The organism is Streptomyces cylindrosporus (assembly GCF_022698165.1).
In the GTDB taxonomy this organism is placed as follows: Bacteria; Actinomycetota; Actinomycetes; order Streptomycetales; family Streptomycetaceae; genus Streptomyces; species Streptomyces cylindrosporus.
This window is the reverse complement of record NZ_JALDAY010000005.1, coordinates 549658-574468: the sequence shown is the minus strand read 5'-3', so window position 1 is coordinate 574468 and position 24811 is coordinate 549658. Positions and strand designations below refer to the sequence as shown.

Annotated in this window: 19 protein-coding genes and 1 pseudogene; 11 read left to right on the top strand and 9 right to left on the bottom strand. The window is 70.0% G+C overall.

Annotation, left to right across the window (positions count from 1 at the left end; all coding sequences use genetic code 11):
• Positions 1-38: 38 nt before the first annotated feature.
• Entirely contained in the window at positions 39-740 is a 702-nt protein-coding gene (locus MQP27_RS18965; protein WP_308289954.1) for a response regulator, read from the top strand.
• Here MQP27_RS18965 and MQP27_RS18960 read toward each other — a convergent pair.
• Together MQP27_RS18960 and MQP27_RS18955 are read right to left on the bottom strand one after the other, a co-directional pair.
• Positions 721-3126 (bottom strand): annotated as a pseudogene (locus tag MQP27_RS18960) (ATP-binding protein); the annotation flags it as partial. The gene MQP27_RS18965 and the pseudogene MQP27_RS18960 overlap by 20 nt on opposite strands.
• Positions 3127-3190: 64 nt before the next feature.
• Entirely contained in the window at positions 3191-3727 is a 537-nt protein-coding gene (locus MQP27_RS18955; RefSeq protein ID WP_242766371.1) for a hypothetical protein, read from the bottom strand.
• A gap of 25 nt (positions 3728-3752) precedes the next feature.
• On the opposite strand from MQP27_RS18955, the gene MQP27_RS18950 reads away from it, so the two are divergent.
• Positions 3753-4613 carry a 5'-methylthioadenosine/S-adenosylhomocysteine nucleosidase gene (locus MQP27_RS18950; protein WP_242766370.1) on the top strand — a complete coding sequence of 287 codons (861 nt, stop codon included), beginning with the start codon at positions 3753-3755 and terminating at the stop codon, positions 4611-4613.
• Positions 4614-4975: 362 nt separating this feature from the next.
• Entirely contained in the window at positions 4976-5152 is a 177-nt protein-coding gene (locus tag MQP27_RS18945; protein ID WP_242766369.1) for a Scr1 family TA system antitoxin-like transcriptional regulator, read from the top strand.
• Positions 5153-5327: 175 nt separating this feature from the next.
• Here MQP27_RS18945 and MQP27_RS18940 read toward each other — a convergent pair whose 3' ends face one another.
• Positions 5328-6956, bottom strand: coding sequence for a transposase (locus tag MQP27_RS18940; protein WP_242766368.1), 1629 nt, complete (start codon positions 6954-6956; stop codon positions 5328-5330).
• 221 nt (positions 6957-7177) lie between these two features.
• On the opposite strand from MQP27_RS18940, the gene MQP27_RS18935 reads away from it, so the two are divergent.
• The 4 genes from MQP27_RS18935 (at position 7178) to MQP27_RS18920 (ending at position 11613) form a co-directional block, all read left to right on the top strand.
• Positions 7178-8569, top strand: a complete 1392-nt coding sequence (locus tag MQP27_RS18935) for an extracellular solute-binding protein (protein ID WP_242766367.1) — start codon at positions 7178-7180, stop codon at positions 8567-8569.
• Between the two features lie 16 nt (positions 8570-8585).
• Complete coding sequence (locus MQP27_RS18930; RefSeq protein ID WP_242766366.1) at positions 8586-9539, top strand: carbohydrate ABC transporter permease; 954 nt, start codon at positions 8586-8588, stop codon at positions 9537-9539.
• A gap of 6 nt (positions 9540-9545) precedes the next feature.
• Positions 9546-10436 carry a carbohydrate ABC transporter permease gene (locus MQP27_RS18925; protein ID WP_242766365.1) on the top strand — a complete coding sequence of 297 codons (891 nt, stop codon included), beginning with the start codon at positions 9546-9548 and terminating at the stop codon, positions 10434-10436.
• Between the two features lie 514 nt (positions 10437-10950).
• The gene (locus MQP27_RS18920; RefSeq protein ID WP_242766364.1) at positions 10951-11613 is read left to right on the top strand and encodes a helix-turn-helix domain-containing protein; all 663 of its coding nucleotides are present in this window, start codon (positions 10951-10953) and stop codon (positions 11611-11613) included.
• A 33-nt stretch (positions 11614-11646) separates the two neighbouring features.
• Here the strand turns inward: MQP27_RS18920 and MQP27_RS18915 are convergent, their stop codons facing one another.
• Entirely contained in the window at positions 11647-12672 is a 1026-nt protein-coding gene (locus MQP27_RS18915) for an ATP-dependent 6-phosphofructokinase (RefSeq protein WP_242766363.1), read from the bottom strand.
• Between the two features lie 278 nt (positions 12673-12950).
• Here MQP27_RS18915 and pta point away from each other — a divergent pair, with 278 nt between their 5' ends.
• The 3 genes from pta (at position 12951) to pyk (ending at position 17817) form a co-directional block, all read left to right on the top strand.
• A complete protein-coding gene (gene pta, locus MQP27_RS18910; RefSeq protein WP_242766362.1) occupies positions 12951-15083 on the top strand; it encodes a phosphate acetyltransferase in 2133 nt (710 codons plus the stop codon).
• On the top strand, positions 15080-16297 hold the full coding sequence (locus tag MQP27_RS18905) for an acetate kinase (protein WP_242766361.1): 1218 nt from the start codon (positions 15080-15082) through the stop codon (positions 16295-16297). The genes pta and MQP27_RS18905 overlap by 4 nt, the downstream gene beginning before the upstream one ends.
• 95 nt (positions 16298-16392) lie before the next feature.
• Entirely contained in the window at positions 16393-17817 is a 1425-nt protein-coding gene (pyk, locus tag MQP27_RS18900; RefSeq protein WP_242766360.1) for a pyruvate kinase, read from the top strand.
• 107 nt (positions 17818-17924) lie between these two features.
• On the opposite strand, the gene MQP27_RS18895 is transcribed toward pyk, so the two are convergent.
• The 4 genes from MQP27_RS18895 to MQP27_RS18880 form a co-directional block, all read right to left on the bottom strand.
• The gene (locus tag MQP27_RS18895; RefSeq protein ID WP_242766359.1) at positions 17925-19229 is read right to left on the bottom strand and encodes a hypothetical protein; all 1305 of its coding nucleotides are present in this window, start codon (positions 19227-19229) and stop codon (positions 17925-17927) included.
• Positions 19219-19776, bottom strand: coding sequence for a DUF6114 domain-containing protein (locus MQP27_RS18890; protein ID WP_242766358.1), 558 nt, complete (start codon positions 19774-19776; stop codon positions 19219-19221). The genes MQP27_RS18895 and MQP27_RS18890 overlap by 11 nt, the downstream gene beginning before the upstream one ends.
• A 137-nt stretch (positions 19777-19913) precedes the next feature.
• On the bottom strand, positions 19914-20546 hold the full coding sequence (locus tag MQP27_RS18885) for a DUF6230 family protein (RefSeq protein ID WP_242766357.1): 633 nt from the start codon (positions 20544-20546) through the stop codon (positions 19914-19916).
• A gap of 645 nt (positions 20547-21191) precedes the next feature.
• Positions 21192-22172 (bottom strand): tetratricopeptide repeat protein, encoded by a 981-nt coding sequence (locus MQP27_RS18880; RefSeq protein WP_242766356.1) that lies wholly within the window; start codon positions 22170-22172, stop codon positions 21192-21194.
• 244 nt (positions 22173-22416) lie between these two features.
• Between MQP27_RS18880 and MQP27_RS18875 the strand changes: the two genes are divergently transcribed.
• Entirely contained in the window at positions 22417-23046 is a 630-nt protein-coding gene (locus MQP27_RS18875) for a TetR/AcrR family transcriptional regulator (protein WP_242766355.1), read from the top strand.
• On the opposite strand, the gene icmA is transcribed toward MQP27_RS18875, so the two are convergent.
• Positions 23043-24743, bottom strand: a complete 1701-nt coding sequence (gene icmA / locus MQP27_RS18870; protein WP_242766354.1) for a coenzyme B12-dependent isobutyryl-CoA mutase large subunit — start codon at positions 24741-24743, stop codon at positions 23043-23045. The genes MQP27_RS18875 and icmA overlap by 4 nt on opposite strands.
• Positions 24744-24811 lie beyond the last annotated feature (68 nt).

Sequence of the window (24811 nt, the reverse complement as noted above, 5' to 3'; positions counted from 1 at the left end):
GTGCGAGTGGCGTGAGTGGTGCGAGTGATGCGAGTGGTGTGACCGGCGGCGGGCCGATTCGGGTGCTGGTCGTCGAGGACGATCCGGTGGCTGCCGACGCGCATGTGATGTACGTGGGGCGGGTGCCGGGGTTCGTTCCGGTGGGGAAGGCGCACACGGGGGCCGAGGCTCGGCGGATTCTGGACCGTACGGCGGTGGATCTGCTGTTGCTGGATCTGCATCTGCCGGATGTGCACGGGTTGCAGTTCGCGCGGTCGTTGCGGGCGGCGGGGCATCAGGCGGATGTGATCGCGGTGACTTCGGCGCGGGATCTGACGGTGGTGCGGGAGGGGGTGTCGCTGGGGGTCGTGCAGTACGTTCTGAAGCCGTTCACTTTCGCGACGCTGCGGGATCGGCTGGTGCGGTATGCGGAGTTCCGGGGGGCGGCCGGGGAGGCGAGCGGGCAGGACGAGGTGGACCGGGCGCTGGCGACACTGCGGGCGCCTTCGCCTGCGGCGCTGCCGAAGGGGTTGAGTGGGCCTACGTTGGAGCGGGTGACGGTCGCGCTGCGGGAGGCGGAGGAGGGGCTTACTGCGGCGGGGGTTGCGGAGGGCGTGGGGATTTCTCGGATTACCGCTCGGCGGTATCTGGAGCATTTGGTGGAGGCGGGGAGGGCTGAGCGGGCGCCGGTTTATGGGCAGGTGGGGAGGCCGGAGTTGGTTTATCGGTGGGGGCGGGGGGTGGGGGGGAGGCGAGGGTAGCGGCTCGGGTGCGGGCATAGGCGGCATCGGTGGGGGCGTTGGCGCGAGTGAAGGCGTCGGCGGCCTCACGGTAGGCGGCGCGGGCCTCAACTGAGCGGCCGGAGGTCTCGTGGAGGTCGGCCAGGTTGTAAAGGGCCTGCCCCGCGCCGTGCCAATACTCGCACTCCCGGCAGATCGCCAGGGAAGTGCCGTACGCCTCGACCGCCTCCTCCACCCGGCCCGCCGCCTCCAGGGCGAGGCCGAGGCTGTTCCATGCGTCCGCCTCACGGGGACGGTCCCCGACGGCCTGGAACAGGTCACGGGCCCGGATGTGGGCCTGCAGTGCCTCTTCCACCCGGCCCACCTCCCGCAGGGCCAGGCCGAGATTGCTCCACGAGCCCGCCTCACCAGGACGGTTCCCGAGGGCCTGGTACAGGTCACGGGCCCGGGTCAGGGCCTGCACCGCCTCCTCCACCCCGCCCACCTCCCGCAGGGCGTTGCCTAGGTTGTTCCAGGCGTCCGCCTCACGGGGACGGTCCCCGACGGCCTGGAACACGTCGCGAGCCCGGGTTTGGGCCCGCACCGCCTCCTCCACCCGGCCCGCCCGCTGCAGGGCGTTGCCGAGGTTGTTCCACGCGATCGCCTCGTCCAGCCGGCCACCCGCCCGACCAGCAGCCTCCCGCCCCGCCTCCGCCACCGCGATCCAGTCATCGAAATACCGCCCCCAGTCCAGGTACTCCGCCAGACACTCGGCCAGCCGCCCCGCCGCCCGCGCGAACCGCTCCTCCCGCCCCCACTCCACCGCCGCCACCAGCCCCGCCCGCTCCCCGTCCAACCACGAAAGCGCCTCCCCCCGCTCCACGAACCGCTCCGGCACCTCCGTCCCCGGCAACCACCGCAACCGGTCATCCGCCGCCCCCGCCCACCGCACACACCAGCCCAACACCCGCTCCCGAGCCTGATCCCCCTCCTCCCGCAACCCCCCATCCCCCGCCACCACACCCACCCCAAACGCCCGCACCAAGTCATGCAACCGCCACCGCCCACGCCCGCTTCCCCGCTCCACGAGATGCGCGCGAGCCAGGGCCCTCAGTTCCCGCACCGGCGATACCTCCGCACCGATCAGCGCGGCGACGACCTCGTCACTCGCCTCGGGCCCCGGTGCCAACGCAAGCAGACGCAGCACCCGGGCCTGCTCCGGCGGCAGCCGTCGGTACGAGAGGTCGAAGGCGGCACGGACGCTGCGTTCACCGTCTTCAAGGTGGCCGAGCAGGTCCCGGGACTCCGCCAGCTCCTCCACGAGGTCGGTTACCGCCATCCCCGGGTCCTCAGCCAGCAGCGCGGCCACGATCTGGAGGGCAAGCGGGAGATGCCCGCACAGAGCGGCGAGTTGGCCAACCGCGTCGGGGGAGTCGGCGGCCCGGGTGTCGCACGGGTCGGCGATCCGCAAGGCACGGTCGAGGAGTTCATACGCCTCGCCCGGGGTGAGCTGGTCCAACGGGACGAGTCTGGCGCCGAGTTGGGGCAACCGGTCTCGGGACGTGACCAGGACGCGGTGGCAGGGGTGGCCGGGCAGGAGGGGGCGTACCTGGTCCGGGGAGGAGGCGTTGTCGGCGAGGACGAGGACGGGGCCGCGTTCCCGGGCTCGCGCGTCCAGGGCGGAGCGGTAGAGGGCGGCCCGCTGGTCCGGGGTGGTGGGGATGTGCTCGGGCCGGGTGCCGAGAGCCCGGAGCAACGCTTGCAGGGCACCGTCGGCGGTGACGGGCTCCCGGTCGTAGCCGTGCAGGTCGAGGAAGAGCACGCCGCCGGGAAACCAGCCCCTCTCACAGGCAAGGTGCGCGGTCTGTACAGCGAGCGCGGTCTTACCGATGCCACCGAGGCCGGACACGGCGGCGACCAGAACGGCGGCGGCCGGAGTCTCCGCCGCCCCCTCCCTGTCCGGGTCCAGCGCGGCCAGCAGCGCCGCCGTCTCGTCCGCCCGCCCGGTGAAGCCACCGGGCCTAGGCGGCAGTCCGGCCATCGCCTCGGGTACGGCGGCGGCCCCACCCTGCTGGATCACGACCTGTACGCCGACCACCTCACGCAGGAAGACCCCGCCCCGGAAGTCGGCGTGGTCACCGTCGTACCAGGAGGCCCCACTGCCCGGCGCGTACCGCTCCATGACCCGCGCGACGGAACCGGCGACGCCCCGAGGATCGGCGGCGAACAGCTCGGCCACACCCTCGCCCCACTCCCGCACCACATCCCGCCGCGCCGGAACCGCCGCCGCCTCGGCGACCGCGCCGGCGGACGCCCCGCCACCCAGCCCCACCGCCTGCGCCAGCTTCTCCACGGCCCGGCGCCCGCCGTCCCCGCCCGCGCCCTCCACCAGAGCCGTCAGAAGAGCCGCAAGCCACGCCGCTTCCATCCGCCCGTCCCCCGCCGTTCCGCACCTGGTGCCGTACGTCAAAGGTAGGGCGTCCTACGGGAGTTCAGGCTCCGTTCGCGTACCACACCACCTGCGAGGCGAGCCCACCCACGGCGAGCGCCTCCAGCCCCGACAAGGCGATGAGCAACCCACTCCCCCCGGCGGCCCAGAACACCACCAGCGCGGCCAACGGCACCCCGCAGAACGCCAGCAGATCCACCGCCAACTGCACGGCCTTCCGTGACCCCCGCCGCGCGTCCCCCCGATGAGCGGTCTCCCACCCGAACGCCTGAAGCCCACCCCCCGGCTGCGCCAACGCCGCGAGCTTCGGCGCGAGTTCGCCCCGCACATACGCCCCGATCGCCGAGATCTTCTGGTCGTTCACGAGATACGTCCACCCGAGTACGACACACACCGGCGGCAGCGCGAGCAGCATCGACGCCTGCTTGGCCTGCGCGGCAGCGGCGATGACGGCGGCGACGACCGTAAGAGTCACGTACAGCAGATTGTCCCGGAACCCGATCCGAGCCTTCTGCTCGTCCTTGACGGTCTGATACTCGACGAGCAGCAACTGCCCGACGCTGACGTCCTGTTCAGCCACGCGTTTCCCTTCCCCGGCGTACCTTATGAGTGTGCCCGAGACCGTATCCACCGCTCTCGTCCTGACCGCGCTCCCCCTCGAATACGCCGCCGTACGCGCGCATATCGAAGAGCGCCGAGAGCGAACGCATCGCGACGGAACCCGTATCGAGCAGGGCCGGCTGCCCGGTACGGCATGGCAGGTCGCTCTCGCCGAACTGGGCGTCGGCGCCGACCGGGCCGCCGCCCTCACCACCCAGCTCATCACCTGGCTGCGCCCCGAGGCCGTGCTCTTCGTCGGCGTGGCCGGCAGCCTGAAGGACGATGTCGAGATCGGGGACGTCGTCGTGGGCACGCAGGTGTACGAGATCCACGGCGGCAAGCAGATGCCGGAAGGCTTCCTGGTCCGGCCGAGGTCGCTGCCGGGTTCGCACGCGCTGGAACAGGCGGCCCGTTTCGCGGTCCGGGACATGCCCGACGTACGGCCCCACTTCGCTCCGATCGCCACGGGCGACGTGGTACTGGCGGACGCGGACTCCGACCTCGCCCGCTTCATCCGTCGGCACTACAACGACGCCGCCGCGATCGAGATGGAGGGCTATGGAGCGACCCAAGCCGCCCATCTGAACGGCCGGTTGGACTCCTTGGTCGTCCGGGGTATCAGCGATCACGCCAACGCCGACAAGCACAGGGCCGACGCCTCGGGTTCTCAGCCGCTCGCCGCCAAGCAGGCCGCCGCGGTGGCGGTGGCGGTACTCCGCAGGCACGCACCCCGCGGTAGTGCATCCGACCAGGAGGGTCCCCATGCACACGGGGGCGGCGGGGCCACGTACGGCGGAGACCACATCGACTTCCGGGGCGGCACCTTCTACGGCCCCGTCACCGGCAAGAGGACCGAGCAGCGGTAGAGGCACCGTCCACGGCCCGGCCCCCACGCGAGCGCGACGCTGCCGCCCCGTCCGCCGGCCTTCACCGGCCGCTCGAAGGACCCCAATCGCCTGCTCCCCCACCTCGCCCCCACGGAGGACGACGCCCCCGCGCCTCCACTCCTCATCTTCGCGGTCACCGGCATGGGCGGCATCGGCAAGACCGCGCTGGCGGTCGAGGCGGCGCACCAGGCGCGTGCGGAGGGGTGGTTCCCAGGCGGAACGCTGTTCGTGGACCTGCGGGGTTACGACGACGACCCTGTGACCGCCGATCGTCGAACTGCGGGTCCTCACGACCGAGGTCGGCGCCTTCCCCGGCGCGGGCCATGCCGTGCTCTACGCACATGGTCCGGTCCCCCCAACTCGACACCGTGCAACTGGACTCGGCGCACGGCGGCGAGTTCACTCACTCCGAGGCCCAACTCGCCAACTATCAAGCCCACATGGACTGGTGGCGCACCCACACGGTGAGCCCTGACGACTCACGCGACCTCATCCACTCCATCGCCCGCTACCTCTGACCCCGAGAGACCCCCCTCACCGACTCCCGCGAAGCCCTCCGCGCCCTCATCCACAGCATCAAGGCGGGCAAAGCCGACCACCTCCTCTAGTCACCCCATCAATCCTGCGCACACGCATTGACCTGACTAGACCAGTCAACCTACGTTCACCAGGCAGCCATCCCGGCCACCGTTCCTAGAGACTGAGCGGGAGGGAGCCCTGTTGCCAGGTCTCATGCTCAGCCGAACACCCCGAACGGTGGTGGGTGTTCTGGTCGCCCGCGTTCGCTCCGCGTCCGGGCGGCACGCATCTGCTGCGTGGTCCGGGAACGTGAGGGCGGGGTCCCTCACGCCCCGGGGCGCCCGGTGCGGCCTGGACGGTCCGATGCCCGTACCCATCGCTCTGGTGGGTACGGGGCGGTGTCGTCCGACGCCGGATCGGGTGCCCCAGGGCGCGCCTGCCGATCGCCACGGCCGCGGCCTCGTGGCGCGTGGTCTTGCGATTCTTCGAGGTGAGGGGCTTCTGCCAGTGCTGGGCGCCCCAGCGGGAGGTGTAGGCCGGGTCGACGGCGACCAGGGGGATTGCCAGTTCGGCCGCCATCGACACCAGCCTCGCCCGCAGCCGGGCGACCGGCATGCCGGAGATCAGCCGACGGAAGCGTCTGCGGCGACCGTGCTTCTCCCTGGTGGTCTCAGCGTTGAAGTCCAGATCCTCGACCGCGATCGCCAGACCGTACCGCTTGGCCCAGTGCAGGAGCCGGATCAGGGCGTGGCGGACCTGGGCGTCGCGGTGCTGCATGGTGCCGGACAGGTCGTAGGCGAAGCGGCGCGGGGCACCCACCGGGTTGCCGTGCGCATCGAGCCGCCAGGCCGCCAGGTGGTCGGCGTTCATATCCACGCCGACCAGGCCGCTCGCACGAGCGGCGGACAAGGGCACGGCCTGGACCGCAGGAGTCGTCCAGGAGGCGGTCAGGTACCAGCGGCCCCGTCCCACGTCTTCGTGGAGGCGGTAGGCCACCGCCCGGTTCGCGGTGATCCGGTCGCGCCAGGCCTCGCCCCGGTGCGCGAACGCCACCCGGGCGGCCAGCACGTAGCGGCCTCGCGGAGCGTTCGCCAGCCGGGCCAGCGGGACCGGCAGTTTGATGCTGACCTCCCCATCGAGGCTGACCCGGATGGTCTCGTTGCCGTGCCGCTTGCCGGACTCGCCGTCCGCCTGCAGGAACCGCCGCGCCGCCTCCCACCGGTGCCGCCACGCGTCCTCGCTGAGCCCCGCGTCGTCGAGGTGGTGGCGGGTGTTCAGCAGCCGCTTGCCGCCCCGCACGACCCGCACCCGCCCGGCCTCCCAGCTGGCGCGCTCCCGCTCCAGCCGATCCTCCAGCACCCGCAGACGACGCGACTTCGCAAACCATTCCCCCTCACTGCGGTAGCCGCCTGGAGCCTTCTTGGTCCCCTTCGCCCCGACCGGGAGCGCCAGCCGGTGCCGGATGGTATCGATCCCGGTCTGAAGGCTCTGCAGATGCGCTGCCTGGCCGCGCCGGGCCAGCCCCCACTGATCATGCGTGGCCTTCGTGATGCTGCCCGCCCACCGCGACGACGACCGGCCGGTCAGCTCCCGCTTGCGCTCCGCCCACCGGCCGACGTCGTGCTCCAGCCCGGCCGCACATCGCGCCCTGAGGTCACGGGAGGCCAGCGTCCCAAGGTAGTCGCCGACCAGGCGCAGCACCCCCTCGTCCCGAGCGGTAAGGCCTTTGAGCCGGTCCCGGATGGCCACCCCGACGGGGCCGGGCACCACGAACGGCGCCGCCACCTCCCTCACCCCGCCCAACCCCCGTACCTCCACCCGGCGTCGAAGAACCCCACGCCCCACTCAACGACCGCCCCACGCAAAGGTCACACATTCGACAGAAGAACTCCCGTTCCCGCCGGGGAAAGGGTGTCCCCGCATCCCGCACCCAGGCACCGAAGCTCGCCCGTACACACGAAAGTGCACTCGTGCACACGCCAGCGGAAGCAGTCCCACACCCCCACGTGAGCCCGCAGGAGGTCATGCCCGTGCGCCCCACCGCCGCCCGCCCCCACCTCACCGTTCTCCTCACTCTCACCGTCGCCGCAACCGCCCTCACCGCCTGCGGCAACAGCTCCGGCAGCAGCCCCGACACCGTCAAGGTCTCCTTCAAGCAGTCCACCGACAATTCGATCCACGTGATGGACGACTACCTCGCGGACATCAAGAAGCAGTTCGAGAAGAAGTACCCCGGCAAGAAGGTCGAGCTCGTCCCCATCAAGGCCCCGGACTCGGAGTACTACACCAAGGTCCAGCAGATGCTCCGCTCCCCCAAGACCGCCCCGGACCTGGTCTACGAGGACACCTTCCTCATCAACTCCGACATCACCAGCGGGTACTTGAAGCCGCTCGACCCGTATCTCGCGAAGTGGCCGGACTGGAATCAGTTCATCGACACGGCCAAGACCGCAGCCAAGGCCGAGGACGGGAAGACGTACGGCGTCCCGGACGGGACGGACACCCGGGGGCTCTGGTTCGACAAGAGAATCTTCAAGAAAGCAGGCCTGCCCACCAACTGGCAGCCGAAGAACTGGGACGAGGTTCTCGCCGCCGCCCGCACCATCAAGCAGAAGGTGCCCGGCGTCACCCCGCTCAACGTGTACACGGGCAAGCCGGCCGGCGAACGGGCCACCATGCAGGGGTTCGAGATGCTCCTGTACGGCACGGACGACACCAACGGCGGCACCACGGACCCCTTGTACGACAAGGCGTCGAAGAAGTGGATCGCCGGGAGCCAGGGCTTCAAGGACGCCCTGTCCTTCGTCGAGACCGTCTACAAGGAGAAGCTCGGCCCGGACGTCTCCGACGCCCTCGACCCCAACTTCGCCGTCACCGTCAACAGCGATCTGCTCCCCCAGGGCAAGATCGGCATCAACCTCGACGGCTCCTGGCTCCCGCAGGCCTGGTTGAAGGGGAGCGGGCGCGAATGGGCCGACTGGTCGAAGGAGTTGGGGCTGGCGTACATGCCCACGCAGCACGGCCAGGCTCCCGGCAAGGTGAGCATGTCCGGCGGCTGGACCTGGGCGATCCCCAGCAAGGCCGGCAACCCCGACCTCGCCTTCGACTTCATCAAGACCATGCAGACCGAGGCCAACGCGAAGAAGTGGTACATCGCCAACTCCGGTATCTCGGTTCGGAAGGACGTGGCCGCCGATCCCGCCTACGCCAAGGCCCAGCCCGGCATCAAGTTCTTCACCGACCTCGTCGCGAGCACCCACTACCGGCCCGCCTACCCGGCGTACCCGAAGGTCTCCACCGCCATCCAGGAGGCCATGGAGGGTGTGACCACCGGTGACGCGTCCGTCGACAAGGCGGCGAGCGGGTACGACGACGCCCTCAAGGACGCCACCGACAACCAGGTCGTCAAGAAGTGAGCGGCGGAGAGTGCGTATGACCGCCGCGGCCGCACCGCACGCGACCGATGGCCCGGAGACCGTCAAGGCTCCTCCGGGCCGTCCCGCCCAAACTCCCTCCAAGCACGGGAAGTTGCTCCGCGCCCTCGCCCGGGTGCTCCCCCTCTCGCCCGCCGTCGTCCTCCTGCTCCTCTTCCTCGCCGGGCCCATCGCCTACTGCGCCTACATCGCCTTCACCGACCTCCAGCTCACCGGCCAGGCCCACTCCTCCTTCGTCGGCCTCGCCAACTTCCGCAAGGCCTTCCGGGACGAGGAGTTCCTCAACGCCGTATGGCTCACTCTCGTCTTCACCGTCGTGTCCTCGCTGCTCGGGCAGAACACCCTCGGGCTCGCCCTCGCCGCGCTGATGCAGCGTGCCTCGAAGCCCGTTCGCACCCTCACCGGCGGCATCGTCATCACGGCGTGGGTGCTGCCGGAGGTCGTCGCCGGGTTCCTGCTGTACGCCTTCTTCCGCAAGGAGGGCACCCTCAACGCCATCCTGGACTGGCTCCATCTCCCGTCCCAGAACTGGCTGTTCACCCTCCCGATCCTCGCCGTGTCCTTCGCGAACGTCTGGCGCGGGACGGCCTTCTCGATGCTGGTCTACTCGGCCGCGCTGAACGAGATCCCGAGCGAGATCACCGAGGCGGCGGAGGTGGACGGCGCGGGCGGCTGGCGCCGTATGTGGCACATCACCCTCCCGATGATCCGCCGCTCCATCGGTACCAACCTGATGCTCAACACCCTGCAGACCCTGTCGGTCTTCGGGCTCATCTGGGTGATGACGCGCGGCGGTCCGGGCAACAAGAGCCAGACCCTGCCCCTGTTCATGTACGAACAGGCCTTCCAGAACAGCATGATCGGCTACGGCACCGCGGTCGCCCTGCTGCTCCTCCTCGTCGGCTCCCTGTTCTCGCTCGTCTATCTGCGCCTGCTGCGAACGGAGGTCTGATCCGACATGGCCGCCACCGCCGTACCCCGCCCCACCGCAACCGCCACCGCCACCAGCCCCGGGCCCACGCTCGCCTCCCGCCGCCGTACCCGCCGACTCGCCGCCGACATCGGCCTGTTGGCGGTGGCCGCCGCCTTCGTGCTGCCCCTCGCCTGGGTCCTGCTCTCCTCCGTGGACCCGCACGCCGACCTCCGCGTGAAGGTCCCCGACGGGCTCACCTTCGACAACTTCGACGCGATCCTCACCTCGGACATCACCTTCACCCCGCTGCTCAACAGCCTGATCCTGTGCGGCGGGGCGACGCTGCTCACGGTCGTCTGCGCGGCCCTGGCGGCGTACCCCCTCTCCCGCTTCCGCTCCCGCCTGAACCGTCCCTTCCTCCTGACGATCCTCTTCGCGACGAGCCTGCCGATCACGGCGATCATGGTTCCGGTGTACGCCCTGTTCGTGCGGGTGAATCTGATCGACACCGCGCAAGGGGTGATCTTCTTCTTCACCGCCTCCCAACTCCCCTTCGCCATCTGGCTGATGAAGAACTTCATGGACGGCGTGCCGAAGGAACTGGAGGAGGCGGCCTGGACCGACGGCGCGAACTCCCTCCAGTCCCTGGTCCGCATCGTCCTGCCCCTGATGGGACCGGGCGTCGCGGTGGTCACTGTGTTCTCGTTCGTCCTGATGTGGGGGAACTTCTTCGTCCCCTTCATGCTGCTGCTGACCCCGGACCAGATGCCGGCGAGCGTGAGCATCAACGAGTTCTTCGGGAACCGCGGGATGGTGGCGTACGGCCAGCTCGCCGCCTTCTCGATCGTCTACTCGACGCCGGTGATCCTGCTGTACCTGCTGATCGCCCGACGGCTGGGGGGAGGGTTCGCGCTGGGCGGGGCGGTGAAGGGGTGAGGCCCGCGGGCGTCGGGATTGAGCCGCGCGTTGTCGATCTCCACGCGGCCGTTCGAGGCGTCGGCCATGGCGAACCCCCTTTCGAAGCCCGCCCGCGGCGGTGCACCCCGCGGCACGCCGTCCGGGTCCACCGGCCCGGGATCCCGGGTGTCAGGGGAGCGGCAGACCTTCGCGCATATGCCCATCGACCTTGACGTTCACAAATTCACCACGGAGGGCTGCGACCGCGCGGACCGCTCGACGCCCCCCTCGCGGGCACGCCCCGCCACCAGACAGACGATCTTCGGCCATCCGCGCACACCCCGCACACCTGGCCGAATCCGTACGTTCCTACAATCAGTGATCCTGGCCGAACAGACCGTAGTCAGCCCATTCCGGCGGCCCTACGTTGTGCCCCGTGCGCCAACCATCACCCCAACCCCCACCCCATCAGCCGCCCTACCCGCCGTCCCCCCACCCGCACCGCCCGAGCCACCCCCACCGCCCCCAACAGCCCGCCCCGCCCTTCGACGCCATGGCCGCACGCCGGCTGCGCGCCGCCCTCGGCATGGGACCCGAGCACGTCGCCCACGGGCTGCGCACCTCGTACGGACTCCCCTACGTCACCCCGGACCTCGTCCTCGCCTGGGAACGCGGTCTCGTCTCCCCCACCAGCCCCGAACTCACCGCTCTCGCAGGCGTGTTGTGGTGTTCCCCCGCCGAACTCCTCGGGCGGCCACGCACCCTGCGCGAGCACCGCATGGCCCGCGGCCTCGCCCCGGAGGACGTGGCCCGTACCGCCGGTCTCGAACTGCTCGCGTACCTGAACATGGAGGAGCACAACACCTGGCGCGGCAACGACCGTCAGTCCACCGCCCTCGCCGAGCTCCTCGAACTCTCGCTCCCCGACTTCGTCACCGTCACGGGACGCGAGGGCAAGCTCGCCGAGCTGCTGCGCAGCGCCGTGGGCACGCGCTGGCAGGCGTACGTGCGTCCGGTGGGCAAGATCGTGCCCCTGGACCGGCGTCTGCTGGAGGACACCCTCCAGCAGCTGCACCAGGACTACCAGGGGCAGATGGTCGCCTCGCTGAGCTGGGGCGACGGCCACGCGGCGAGCGATGCGAGCGACGCCGGGCGGGACTTCCTGGACCGGATCGTCGACCACTTCTGGGCCGCGGTCCAGGACAACACCGAATAGAAACCCGACAGCCCCGACAGAGCGCCGACAGACCTAGAAGACCGACTCCGCCTCGTCCATCCGGTCCTTCGGCACCGTCTTCAGCTCGGTAACCGCCTCCGCCAGCGGCACCATCAGGATGTCCGTGCCCCTGAGCGCCGTCATCTTGCCGAACTCGCCGCGGTGCGCCGCCTCCACCGCGTGCCAGCCGAAGCGGGTCGCGAGGACACGGTCGTACGCCGTCGGTACGCCACCGCGCTGCACATGGCCGAGGATGACCGGCTTGGCCTCCTTGCCGAGTCGGCGCTCCAGCTCGTACGCCAGTGCCGTGCCGATGCCCTGGAAGCGCTCGTGGCCGAACTGGTCGATCTCGCCGTGGCCGTAGTCCATGGAGCCCTCGGCGGGGTGGGCGCCCTCGGCGACGCAGACGACCGCGAACTTCTTGCCGCGCGCGAAGCGCTCCTCGACCATCTTGACCAGGTCGGCCGGGTCGAAGGGGCGCTCGGGGAGGCAGATGCCGTGGGCACCGGCGGCCATGCCGGACTCCAGGGCGATCCAGCCCGCGTGCCGGCCCATGACCTCGACCACCATGACGCGCTGGTGGGACTCGGCGGTGGTCTTGAGGCGGTCCATCGCCTCGGTGGCGACGCCGACCGCGGTGTCGAAGCCGAAGGTGCGGTCGGTGGAGGAGATGTCGTTGTCGATCGTCTTCGGCACGCCGACCACCGGGAGGCCGGCGTCGGACAGCATCCGGGCCGCCGTCAGCGTGCCCTCGCCGCCGATCGGGATGAGCGCGTCGATGCCGAAGGCCTCGACCATGTCCTCGGCACGCTCGCAGGCCTCGCGCAGCCGGTCGCGCTCCAGGCGGGAGGAGCCGAGAATCGTGCCGCCGCGGGCCAGGATGCCGCTGACCGATTCCAGGTCCAGGCTGCGGTAGCGCCCGTCCAGGAGGCCGGCGTAACCGTCCTCGAAACCGATCACCTCGTCGCCGTAGTTGTCGACGGCGCGGTGCACGACCGACCGGATCACGGCGTTCAGGCCGGGGCAGTCGCCGCCTGCGGTGAGAACTCCGATGCGCATCTGGCTGTGTCTCCTGCTCGGTGTCGATACCGGTGAGCCAGTGCGATTGTTTCATGCCCCGGAGGACCCTGTCGCATCTGCACCCTATAACCCGATTGCCCCTATCGGGTCAACCGCTTCGCCCCGGTTCACCCCCGATGCTGACGGGCGTCTTATCCACCGCCAGGGGTATTGTCAAGAGGGTTCTGCTCACCTCGGTGGGCGATTTTTATGACGCCTCATACGCCAGACTCGGGCCAGGCCCAGACACGAACTCGGACGCGAAACGGAGAGCACACGTGACGCGCAGCGTATACGTGACCGGAATCGACCGCGGCGACGGCCGCCAGGTCGTCGAGCTGGGAGTCATGGAGCTCCTGACCCGCCAGGTCGACCGGGTGGGGGTGTTCCGGCCGCTCGTCCACCATCAGCCCGACCGGCTGTTCGAGCTGCTGCGCGCCCGCTACCGGCTGTCCCAGGACCCGGCCACCGTCTACGGCATGGACTACCACGAGGCGTCCGCCCTGCAGGCCGAGCGCGGCACCGACGAGCTGGTGTCCACGCTCGTCGACCGGTTCCATGTGGTGGCGCGGGACTACGACGTCGTCCTCGTCCTCGGCACGGACTTCGCCGACACCCAGCTCCCCGACGAGCTCTCCCTCAACGCCCGCCTGGCCAACGAGTTCGGCGCCTCCGTGATCCCGGTGGTGGGCGGCCGCAAGCAGCCCGCCGAGTCCGTGCTCGCCGAGACCCGCAACGCCTTCCGCGCCTACGACGGCCTCGGCTGCGACGTGCTCGCGATGGTCGCCAACCGGGTCGCCCGCGAGGACCGCGACGAGATCGCGCAGCAGCTGGACTCCCGGCTGCCGGTGCCCTGTTACGTCGTACCGGACGAGCCCGCGCTCTCCGCGCCGACCGTCTCGCAGATCGCCCAGGCGCTGGACGCCAAGGTCGTGCTGGGCGACGACTCGGGGCTCGCCCGGGACGCGCTGGACTTCGTCTTCGGCGGCGCGATGCTGCCGAAGTTCCTCAGCGCCCTGACCCCGGGCTGTCTGGTCGTCACCCCGGGCGACCGCGCCGACCTGGTCGTCGGCTCGCTCGCCGCGCACAGCGCCGGCACCCCGCCGATAGCCGGCGTGCTGCTCACCCTCGGCGAGGCCCCCGGCGACGACGTCCTCACCCTCGCCGCCCGGCTCGCCCCCGGCACCCCGGTGCTCTCGGTGCCCGGCATGAGCTTCCCGACGGCGGAGCAACTCTTCGCCCTGGAAGGGAAGCTGAACGCGGCGACCCCGAGGAAGGCGGAGACCGCGCTCGGCCTCTTCGAGCGGTACGTCGACACCGGGGACCTGCTGGGGCGGGTCTCGGCGCCGAGCAGCGACCGCCTCACCCCGATGATGTTCGAGCACCAGCTCCTCGAACAGGCCCGCTCCGACAAGCGCCGGGTCGTCCTGCCGGAGGGCACCGAGGAGCGCATCCTGCACGCGGCCGAGGTGCTGCTGCGCCGCGGCATCTGCGACCTCACCCTGCTCGGCCCGGTCGACCAGATCCGCAAGAAGGCCGCCGACCTCGGCATCGACCTGGGCGACTCCCAGCTGATCGACCCGGCCACCAGCGAGCTGCGCGACTCCTTCGCCGAGCGGTACGCCGGCTTCCGCGCCCACAAGGGCGTGACGGTGGAGCTGGCGTACGACGTCGTGAGCGACGTGAACTACTTCGGCACCCTGATGGTCCAGGAGGGGCTGGCCGACGGCATGGTGTCGGGGTCCGTGCACTCCACGGCCGCGACCATCCGGCCCGCCTTCGAGATCATCAAGACCAAGCCGGACGCCGACATCGTCTCGTCGGTCTTCTTCATGTGCCTCGCCGACAGGGTCCTCGTCTACGGCGACTGCGCGGTCAACCCCGACCCGGACGCGCGGCAGCTCGCCGACATCGCCATGCAGTCGGCCACCACCGCCGAGCGGTTCGGCGTGGAGCCGCGGATCGCGATGCTGTCGTACTCCACCGGTACGTCGGGCTCGGGCGCCGACGTCGACAAGGTGCGGGAGGCCACCGAGCTGGTGCGCGAGCGGCGGCCCGACCTGAAGATCGAGGGGCCGATCCAGTACGACGCCGCGGTGGAGCCGACGGTCGCCCGGACCAAGCTGCCGGAATCCGATGTGGCGGGGCAGGCAACGGTTCTGATCTTTCCGGACCTCAATACAGGTAACAACACGTACAAGGCCGTGCAGCGTTCGGCCGGCGCGATCGCCGTCGGCCCGGTGCTGCAGGGCCTGCGCAAGCCGGTCAACGACCTGTCCCGGGGCGCCCTGGTCTCGGACATCGTCAACACCGTCGCCATCACGGCGATCCAGGCCCAGTCCCCGTCCCAGTCCCAGTCCCCGTCCCCGTCCCCGTCCCCGTCCCCGAGCGAGAAGGCGTCCCAGCGGTGAGCGCGACCCGAGTCCTCGTCCTCAACTCCGGCTCCTCGTCGGTGAAGTACCAGCTGCTCGACATGGCGGACGGCAGCCGGCTGGCCATGGGCATCGTCGAGCGCATCGGCGAGGAGACCTCCCGGCTCAGGCACACCCCGCTCGCCAGGGGCGGGGAGGCCCGGGAGTGGGCCGGGCCGGTCGCCGACCACGACTCCGCGCTGAAGGCCGTCTCCGAGGAGCTGGCCAGGGACGGGCTGGGGCTCGACTCCCCGGAGCTGGCCGCGATAGGCCACCGGGTGGTGCACGGCGGGAAGGCCTTCACCGAGCCGACCGTGATCGACGACGCCGTGCTCGCCGAGATCGAGCGGCTGATCCCGGTCGCACCGCTGCACAACCCGGCCAACCTCACCGGCATCCGCACGGCCATGGCGCTGCGCCCGGACCTCCCCCAGGTCGCCGTCTTCGACACCGCGTTCCACACGACGATGCCGGAGTCGGCCGCGCGCTACGCGATCGACGTCGAGACCGCCGACGAGCACAGAGTCCGGCGGTACGGCTTCCACGGCACCTCGCACGCGTACGTCTCCCGGGCCACCGCGGAGCTGCTCGGCAGGGCGCCGGAGGAGGTCAACGTCATCGTGCTGCACCTGGGCAACGGCGCCTCCGCGTCGGCGGTCCGGGGCGGCCGGTGCGTGGACACCTCCATGGGGCTGACGCCCTTGGAGGGGCTCGTGATGGGTACCCGCTCCGGTGACCTGGATCCGGCCGTCATCTTCCATTTGGCGCGAGTTGGCGGAATGTCCATTGATGAAATCGACACTCTTCTCAACAAGAAGAGCGGGCTCGTCGGCCTGTGCGGCGACAACGACATGCGGGAGATAGAGCGCCGGATCGGCGAGGGCGACGAGGCCGCCCGGCTCGCCTTCGACATCTACATTCACCGCCTGAAGAAGTACATCGGCGCCTATTACGCCGTGCTCGGTACGGTGGACGCGATCGCGTTCACGGCCGGGGTCGGCGAGAACGCGGCGCCGGTGCGGGCGGCGGCCGTCGCGGGCCTGGAGACCCTGGGCCTGGCGGTGGACGGCGCGCTGAACGCCGTACGCAGTGACGAGCCGCGGCTGATCTCGCCCGAGGACGCGAGGGTGAAGGTCGCCGTGGTGCCGACCGACGAAGAACTGGAAATCGCGACGCAGACCTATGCCCTGGTCCGCCCTGCGGAAAAGACGTGACCGAGCGGTAACCGGCAAACGAGCGCCGCTCCGCCCATTTGTATCTTCCGCCAGACGGAATATTCCGCGGCGAAACAAACCGATAGGATCGCCCCATGCGCCGTTCGAAAATCGTCTGTACTCTCGGCCCCGCGGTCGACTCCCACGAAATGCTGGTCTCGATGATCGAGGCCGGAATGAACGTGGCCCGTTTCAACTTCAGCCACGGCACCCACGCCGAGCACCAGGGGCGGTACGACCGCGTCCGTGCCGCCGCCAAGGAGACCGGCCGGGCCATCGGCGTCCTCGCCGACCTCCAGGGCCCGAAGATCCGCCTGGAGACCTTCGCCGAGGGTCCCGTGGAGCTCGAACGCGGTGACGAGTTCGTCATCACCGTCGAGGACGTCCCGGGTGACCGGACCATCTGCGGTACGACGTACAAGGGCCTGCCCGGTGACGTCGCCCGCGGCGACCAGATCCTGATCAACGACGGCAACGTCGAGCTGAAGGTGCTGGACGTCGAGGGCCCCCGGGTCAAGACGATCGTCATCGAGGGCGGTGTCGTCTCCGACCACAAGGGCATCAACCTGCCCGGCGCGGCGGTCAACGTGCCGGCGCTGTCCGAGAAGGACGTCGAGGACCTCCGCTTCGCGCTGCGCATGGGCGCCGACATGGTCGCGCTGTCCTTCGTCCGCGACGCCAAGGACGTCGAGGACGTCCACCGCGTGATGGACGAGGAGGGACGCCGCGTCCCGGTCATCGCCAAGGTGGAGAAGCCGCAGGCGGTGGACAACATGGAGGACGTCGTGATGGCGTTCGACGCCGTCATGGTGGCCCGTGGCGACCTGGCCGTCGAGTACCCGCTCGAGAAGGTCCCCATGGTGCAGAAGCGCCTCATCGAGCTGTGCCGGCGCAACGCCAAGCCGGTGATCGTGGCGACCCAGATGATGGAGTCGATGATCACCAACTCCCGCCCCACCCGCGCCGAGGCCTCCGACGTGGCCAACGCGATCCTGGACGGCGCGGACGCGGTCATGCTGTCGGCGGAGTCCTCCGTGGGCGCCTACCCGGTCGAGACCGTGAAGACGATGTCGAAGATCGTCGTCGCGGCCGAGCAGGAGCTGATGAGCAAGGGCCTGCAGCCGCTGGTGCCGGGCAAGAAGCCGCGTACGCAGGGCGGTTCGGTCGCGCGTGCCGCGTGCGAGATCGCCGACTTCCTCGGCGGCCGCGGCCTGGTCGCCTTCACCCAGTCCGGCGACACCGCCCGCCGCCTGTCGCGCTACCGCGCCGAGCAGCCGATCATCGCCTTCACCACCGACGAGGGCACCCGCAACCAGCTGACGCTCAGCTGGGGCGTGGAGTCGCACGTGGTGCCGTTCGTGAACAGCACGGACGAGATGGTCGACATGGTCGACCAGGAGATCGCCAAGATCAACCGCTTCAACCCGGGCGACATCGTCATCATCACCGCCGGCTCGCCCCCCGGCGTCCCCGGCACCACCAACATGCTCCGCGTCCACCACATCGGCGGCGGCAACTGACCGGTCCGCAAGGGCTCTTGAAGCCTCCTGTACGGCGCTGAGGGCGCCCCCCGGCAAGGGGGGCGCCCTCAGGCGTGTGCGGCTCCCGAACGGGTCTGTGGCGGCGCTCAGCCGGTTCCGTCGGTCGTGTACACGTGCATGCCGGGCACGTGCAGGGTGCCGCCGAACTGCGCGGCCTGGACGACCTTCACGTTGGTGAAGTAGATCAGCGGGATGTTCAGCGGCGGCGGGTTGTCGGGGCTGAACGTGATCGGGATCAGCCCGAACAGGTTCCCGGAGATGGACTCCGTGTACATCGTGGTGTCGCCGTCGCGGATGGTCGACGTCGATCCCGAGGCGGCCTGCACGTGGTAGGTCTTGTTCTGGGTCGTGTCCTTGACCGTCTGGTGCAGGTCGCCGATGTCGGTGCCACCGGAGATGACGTACTTCAGCACCTTCTTCTTGGTGCCGTTGGCCGTCTTCACCTCGACGATGCCCTGGTAGTCGGCGCTCTTCAGCAGCAGCGAGCTGGCGCTGAGGTACCAGGGGTCGTCCGCGACCGCCACCTTGTTGTCGACGCCGCTCTCGTCGTCGGTCGCGGCCGGGCAGTTCTCGGCGTCCGTGCTCGAACTGGCCGACGGGCTCGCGGAGGAGGTGGCCGCGTCGGCCGCTTCCTCGACGGCCTTGGTGGCGCTGTCGGCCGCCTTGGTCGCCGTGTCGGTGGTGTCCTTGACGGTGTCGGTGACCTTCTTGGTCGTGTCCTTGACCGTGTCGGAGACGCTGGAGTCCGAGGAGTCCGAGGTGGCGCTCGCCGAGGGCGAGGCGGACGCGGACGGCGTCGAGCTCGCACTCGACGACGAGCTGCTGCCGCCGGTGAGGATGTCGCCGATCGTGTTGCCGATGTCCTCCAGCAGACCGCCGCTGGTGCTGCTCGCCGACGCCGAGGGCGTGGCCGTGGCGGTGCTGTCGGACGACTTGCTCTCGGACGCGGACGGCGTGGGCGTCGCCTTGTCGTCGGAACCTGAATCCGACGAAGAGGACTTGCCCGAGTCCGACGAGCCCGACGAGTCCTTCGACGTGTCGGCGGACGTGGACGCGGACGGCGACGGCGTCGCCGTGTCGGCCGACGAACTCGCCGAGGCGGACGGCGACGGCGAGGCCGAGGAGTCGTCCAGCGCGGCGACACAGTCCTTGTACTCGTCGGCGGTCAGGCTCTTCGCGGACGAGGAGCCGCCGCTGTCGGCGAGCGCGAGCGAGGACGTGAAGCCCATGCCCATGAGGACCGCGGTCGGCATCGCCACCGTGGCTATCGCCTTGCCGGCGGGCATGTGGAACCTGGTGAACAGCGGCTTCTTGGGTGCCGCGTGGCGCGGCCCGGTTCTCACACGGGACTCGTCCACATCAGTCCCGTGGGTCACCTCGTCAGCCGGCACTGTGCCTCCCGTTCGCCCCGTTCGCCGGGCTCGTTCCTGACAGATCGTTCGGCTCGCCCACCACGGGCTTGAGGATGGTGGTGTCCGGGTCCGCCGCCTCGGGGGTTCCGCCCGTCGCGGGCGGCTCCTCCTGCGCGGCCTCGGCGGGCGGCTCGCCCGGCGCCCAGGCCACGGCCATCGCGCCGCCGACCAGGGCGAGCAGGAAGCCCATCAGGAAGCCGCCGAGGTTGGACACGGGGATGGACACCAGCCCCAGCAGGATCGCCGCGACGCCCGCGAAGGTACGGACGTGCTTCTGGAACCAGAGGCTGAAGCCCAGTACGACGAGCAGCACGCCGATGATCAGGGACCCGGCGCCCGCCGTGGTGGCCATCGCCAGCGTCAGGTGGCCCACCTGGAGGTGGGCGTAGGGGAAGTACGCGATGGGGAGACCGGCGAGCATGACGAAGAGGCCGGCCCAGAACGGCCGTGTGCCCCGCCAGGCGCGGAACTGCGTCCTCCGGCTGCTGAACTGGCCGGGGGACACGGCAGGAGTCTCGGCGCTCATGGAAAACAGCTCCCTGGTGCGGCTTTGCTGTGGCGGTGGTGCTCGTGCTGTGGTGGTGAGTTGTACGCGGTGTGAAGAAAGTCCTGGAAGGTGGACGGGCGGGGGCGCCATCGGCTCCCCCGCCCGTCAGAGAGTGCTTAGTAGCACTCCTTGACGCCCGTCGAGACGGACATCTTCAGCCCGCTGAGCTTGAAGGTTCCGGCGGTGGTCGCCCACGCCGTCTGCTTCACGCCGGTCAGCGTGGCCGACTCGGCCTGCTGCGCGAATCCGTACGGGTTCGCGGTGTCACCGGACTTGATGCCGGGGCCCTTGCTGGCGCTTCCGGCGGCCACACCGATGTCGATGTTCTTGAACGTCGCGTCGGCGCTCAGGTCGTCGAGGTCGATGTAGAGGTTGTCGGCCTCGACCGGCGTGTCACCGCCGCCCGCCTTCAGGATCAGGCTGACGCTACCGATGATCGGGATGTCCGGGGTGACCACGGACTGGCACAGGCCCTTGATGGACGCGGACTTGAACGCCGAGACCGCGACCGGGTGGGCCGTCTTCTTGCCGTCGAGGGTGTACCCCGAGTCAACGGCACCGTACTGAGCGAAGCCGGTACCCGTCAGCTGGTCGGCCGTGACCTTGAACTGCTGGCCGGACACGCTGAACGACGCGGCGAGAGCGCCCTGCGCGAGGGCGACACCTATCGCGGCCGTAGCGGCGACGCTGGGCACCATGACCACAGCGAACCGCTTCCATCTGGTCCCGCCACGCACCTGGGACTCCATATTTCCTCCTTCTCGGACGTACATCTCCTGACCCTGACTAGCCCCAGTTGGCGGCTCAGCCGGGCAGGGATGGGAGAAGTGCTACGTCCTCGGGAAGGAGAGCGCCCGCACTCGGAGGCGCGAACCGCGCACCGATCACCGGCGATCACCCCCGAGCGACAACCACTGGTCGCGCCTGACACGCATCACGCACAACCTTGCTGGACAGGCTTCGCCGTTGGGCGAAGACCCCCCTGCCCAAGAGCCGGCGCCAGTGACGCCGAACTCTGCTCGGTGGGGACCCAGGAACCCCCGCGACCCGACCGGCTGTCGGGGTACGGGAATGGACCGAGCGTCGCCGATCGTGGTGCATTCTCGCCGCCCGCACAAGGGGCTTCGTTACTGGGTAGTAACGGCGGGATAACCGAACAACGACCCACAGGTCTCGGGTGGCGACGCAGGGTGCAGTCGAGGGGGAGGACAAAGACGTTGATGAATGGACAGAATCCGACAGATCAACGCCCGTAACTTACTCGCAGTAACAGCGGCCGCGATTACCAAGTTTTGGTAAAGCGCGGCCGCAGTGACATCCCGTCGGCAAATCTTTCACTTGGGCATCACATGCCGTGACGTTTAGCGACTGGTCAGAACCGGGCCGCCGCCCCGTCAGAACAGCGCACGCGCAAGCGCCCTGCGGGCCGTCGCCACACGCGGATCATCCGCCCCGACCACCTCGAAAAGCTCCAGCAGTCGCAGACGTACCGTGTCCCGCTCGTCACCGGCCGTGCGCCGTACGGTGTCGATGAGCCGTCCGAAGGCGTCCTCCACATGACCGCCGACCAGATCGAGGTCCGCCGCGAGGATCTGCGCCTCGGCGTCGGCCGGCCGGTCGGCCGCGTCCTTGCGCACCTTCTGCGGGTCGACGCCCTGCACCCGCTGGAGCAACTCGGCCTGCGCGAGCCCGAGTTTGGCCTCCGGGTTGCCCGGGTCGTCGCTCAGCACGTTCTTGTACGCCTGCACCGCACCGCCCAGATCCCCTGAATCCAGGGCCTGTACGGCCGCTTCGAGGAGGGCGTCGTACGGGCCGACGGGCTCCGCCTCGACGGCCTCGCGCGCACCGCCGGGCTCGGCCTCGGGGTCGACCGCCAGACCGGTCAGTCCGAAGCGCTGCTCGGCGACCTGCACCAGCTGGTCGAGGGTCTGCCGGATCTGCGGCTCGCTCGCGGCGCCCTGGAAGAGCGGCAGCGCCTGCCCCGCCACCACGGCGAAGACGGCCGGGATCCCCTGGATCCCGAACTGCTGCATCAGCATCTGGTTGGCGTCGACATCGATCTTGGCAAGGAGGAAGCGCCCGTTGTACTCGACGGCGAGCCGCTCCAGCACCGGGCTCAGCTGCTTGCAGGGCTCGCACCACTCGGCCCAGAAGTCGATGACGACGGGCACTTCGGTGGACCGCTGCAGGACGTCGCGCTCGAACCCGGCCTCGTCTACGTCGATCACCAGGTCGGCCGGGGATACGGCGCCCGGGCCGCCGCCCTGCCGGGCCGCTTCGGCGCGCGCCTGCTCCGCCTTCGCCTTGGCCTCCTGGGCCGCCTTCACCGCGGCGAGGTCGACGACTCCGCTCATGGACATGTTCCGTGGCTGCATGCGTCTATCCTCCCCCGATCCCGCGCGCAAGTGAAAAGCGTTGTGAAAGCCGGTCGTGCCGTTCGCCGTTGAACATCGTGCTGTCGGCGCCGGGTCCCCACCCCACGCCCGTGGTCGTCGCCCGTGGAGTCACTCACGAGCTTTCGCTACGAGTCGTAGCGTAATGGCACCGGGTGCCTCCCCGGTACCACCCCCTGGTGATCTCCCTCACGGCCTCACACGAACCGCCCGTTATGGTCATGGGATGCAGAGCCGCACTCCCGCCCCACGCGCCACCGGACGCCCGCGCAACGCCAAGGCCGACGCCGCGATCCTCGCGGCGACCCGGGAGGCGCTGGTGGAGCTGGGCTGGTCCAAGCTCACGCTGGGAGACGTGGCGATGCGGGCCGGGGTCGCGAAGACCACGCTGTACCGCCGCTGGGCCGGCAAGAACGAGCTGGTCGTCGACGCGGTCGCGGAGCTCTTCGACGAGCTGCGGCTGCCCGACCGGGGCACGCTGGCCGCGGACATCGAGGGCGTGGTCCTTCAGTTCGCGGCGATCCTGGCCCGTCCGGAGGCCAAGAGCGGTCTGATGGCGGTGGTCGCGGAGTCCATCCGCGACGACGCGCTGCGGGAGCGGATCCGGGAGTCGATCGTGGACCGCCAGAAGCGTCTGGTCCTGGAGGGCCGGGCGCGGGCGCAGCGACGCGGCGAGCTGCCCGCGGAGACGGATCCCGGGGAGGCGGCCCGGACGGTCGACCTGATCTTCGACGTGGTGGCGGGCGCGGTGGTGCACCGCACGCTGGTGAGCGCGGAACCGGCGGACGAGGAGTGGGTGCGCAGCTTCACGCGGGTCCTGCTGCTGGGCCTGTCGGGAGCCTCGCAGGCTCCCTAGAAGCCCGCCGGCTCGGTGTACGTCCCCCACTCGTCCCGCAGCGCCCCGCAGATCTCCCCGAGCGTCGCCTCGGCCCGTACGGCGTCCAGCATCGGCTCGATCATGTTGGTGCCGCCGCGCGCGGCGGCGAGCATCGCGTCGAGCGCGCCCCGCACCGCGCCGTCGTCCCGCGAGTCCTTCCGCTCGCCCAGGATCCGCACCTGTTCCCGCTCCACCTCGTGGCCGACCCGCAGGATCTCCAGGTCGCCGGTGACGGAGCCGGTGTGGACGTTCACCCCGACGACCTTCTTCTCGCCCTTCTCCAGCGCCTGCTGGTACTTGAAGGCGGACTCGGCGATCTCGCCGGTGAACCAGCCGTCCTCGATCCCGCGCAGGATCCCGGAGGTGACGGGCCCGATCGGGTGCCGCCCGTCGGGATGCGCCCGCAGTCCGCGCTCCTTGATCTGCTCGAAGATCCTCTCGGCGTCGGCCTCGATCCGGTCCGTCAGCTGCTCGACGAACCACGAACCGCCCAGCGGATCCGCCACGTTGGCGACGCCGGTCTCCTCCATCAGCACCTGCTGGGTCCTGAGCGCGATCTCGGCGGCCTGCTCGCTCGGCAGGGCGAGGGTCTCGTCCAGGGCGTTGGTGTGCAGCGAGTTGGTCCCGCCGAGCACGGCGGCGAGGGCCTCCACGGCCGTACGCACCACGTTGTTGTACGGCTGCTGCGCGGTCAGCGAGACTCCGGCGGTCTGGGTGTGGAAGCGCAGCCACTGCGCCTTCTCGGACCGCGCCCCGTACACGTCCCGCATCCACCGCGCCCAAATGCGGCGCGCCGCGCGGAACTTGGCGATCTCCTCGAAGAAGTCGACGTGGGCGTCGAAGAAGAAGGAGAGCCCGGGCGCGAACACATCCACATCCAGCCCACGGCTCAACCCCAGCTCCACGTACGCGAATCCGTCGGCGAGGGTGTAGGCGAGCTCCTGTGCGGCCGTGGCCCCGGCCTCCCGGATGTGGTAGCCGGACACGGACAGCGGCTTGTAGTCGGGGATCCCGGCGGCGCAGTACTCCATGAGGTCGCCGATCAGCCGCAGATGGGGCTCGGGCTGGAAGAGCCACTCCTTCTGGGCGATGTACTCCTTGAAGATGTCGGTCTGGAGGGTCCCGTTGAGGACGGCGGGATCGACGCCCTGCCGTTCGGCGGCGACGAGATACATGCAGAAGACGGGCACGGCGGGCCCGCTGATGGTCATCGAGGTGGTCACATCCCCCAGCGGGATGCCCCGGAACAGCACCTCCATGTCGGCGGCGGAGTCGATGGCGACCCCGCAGTGCCCGACCTCCCCGAGCGAGCGCGGATCGTCGCTGTCCCGCCCCATGAGGGTCGGCATGTCGAAAGCTACGGAGAGACCCCCACCCCCGCTCCGGAGGATCATCCGGTACCGCTCATTGGTCTGCTCGGCGTTCCCGAACCCGGCGAACTGCCGGATGGTCCAGGTCCGCCCCCGGTACCCCGTGGAGTAGAGCCCCCGCGTGAACGGGAACTCCCCCGGCCACCCGATCCGCTCGAACCCCTGGTACACATCCCCGCCCCGGGGCCCGTACACGGCCTGGACGGCATCCCCGGAAACCGTCGTGAAGTCCGCCTCCCGCGTCCGCGAGGCGTCGAACCGGGCCTGCCAACGAAGGCGACCCTCCTCGATGGCGTCAGCGTCCATACCCTCGAATTTACTAGGACGTCCGACTAAATGTCGATGAGCGACCGCCGCACGCGACTCGTACGGCG

Excerpts from the sequence above, each read along its gene's own strand:
- MQP27_RS18875 (WP_242766355.1), top strand. The coding sequence starts at position 22,417 with ATGCAGAGCCGCACTCCCGCCCCACGCGCCACCGGACGCCCGCGCAAC.
- MQP27_RS18925 (WP_242766365.1), top strand. The coding sequence starts at position 9,546 with ATGGCCGCCACCGCCGTACCCCGCCCCACCGCAACCGCCACCGCCACC.
- MQP27_RS18935 (WP_242766367.1), top strand. The coding sequence starts at position 7,178 with ATGCCCGTGCGCCCCACCGCCGCCCGCCCCCACCTCACCGTTCTCCTC.
- MQP27_RS18950 (WP_242766370.1), top strand. The coding sequence starts at position 3,753 with ATGAGTGTGCCCGAGACCGTATCCACCGCTCTCGTCCTGACCGCGCTC.
- pyk (WP_242766360.1), top strand. The coding sequence starts at position 16,393 with ATGCGCCGTTCGAAAATCGTCTGTACTCTCGGCCCCGCGGTCGACTCC.
- MQP27_RS18920 (WP_242766364.1), top strand. The coding sequence starts at position 10,951 with ATGGCCGCACGCCGGCTGCGCGCCGCCCTCGGCATGGGACCCGAGCAC.
- MQP27_RS18890 (WP_242766358.1), bottom strand. The coding sequence starts at position 19,776 with ATGAGCGCCGAGACTCCTGCCGTGTCCCCCGGCCAGTTCAGCAGCCGG.
- icmA (WP_242766354.1), bottom strand. The coding sequence starts at position 24,743 with ATGGACGCTGACGCCATCGAGGAGGGTCGCCTTCGTTGGCAGGCCCGG.
- MQP27_RS18945 (WP_242766369.1), top strand. The coding sequence starts at position 4,976 with ATGGTCCGGTCCCCCCAACTCGACACCGTGCAACTGGACTCGGCGCAC.
- MQP27_RS18880 (WP_242766356.1), bottom strand. The coding sequence starts at position 22,172 with ATGCAGCCACGGAACATGTCCATGAGCGGAGTCGTCGACCTCGCCGCG.
- MQP27_RS18915 (WP_242766363.1), bottom strand. The coding sequence starts at position 12,672 with ATGCGCATCGGAGTTCTCACCGCAGGCGGCGACTGCCCCGGCCTGAAC.
- MQP27_RS18930 (WP_242766366.1), top strand. The coding sequence starts at position 8,586 with ATGACCGCCGCGGCCGCACCGCACGCGACCGATGGCCCGGAGACCGTC.
- MQP27_RS18885 (WP_242766357.1), bottom strand. The coding sequence starts at position 20,546 with ATGGAGTCCCAGGTGCGTGGCGGGACCAGATGGAAGCGGTTCGCTGTG.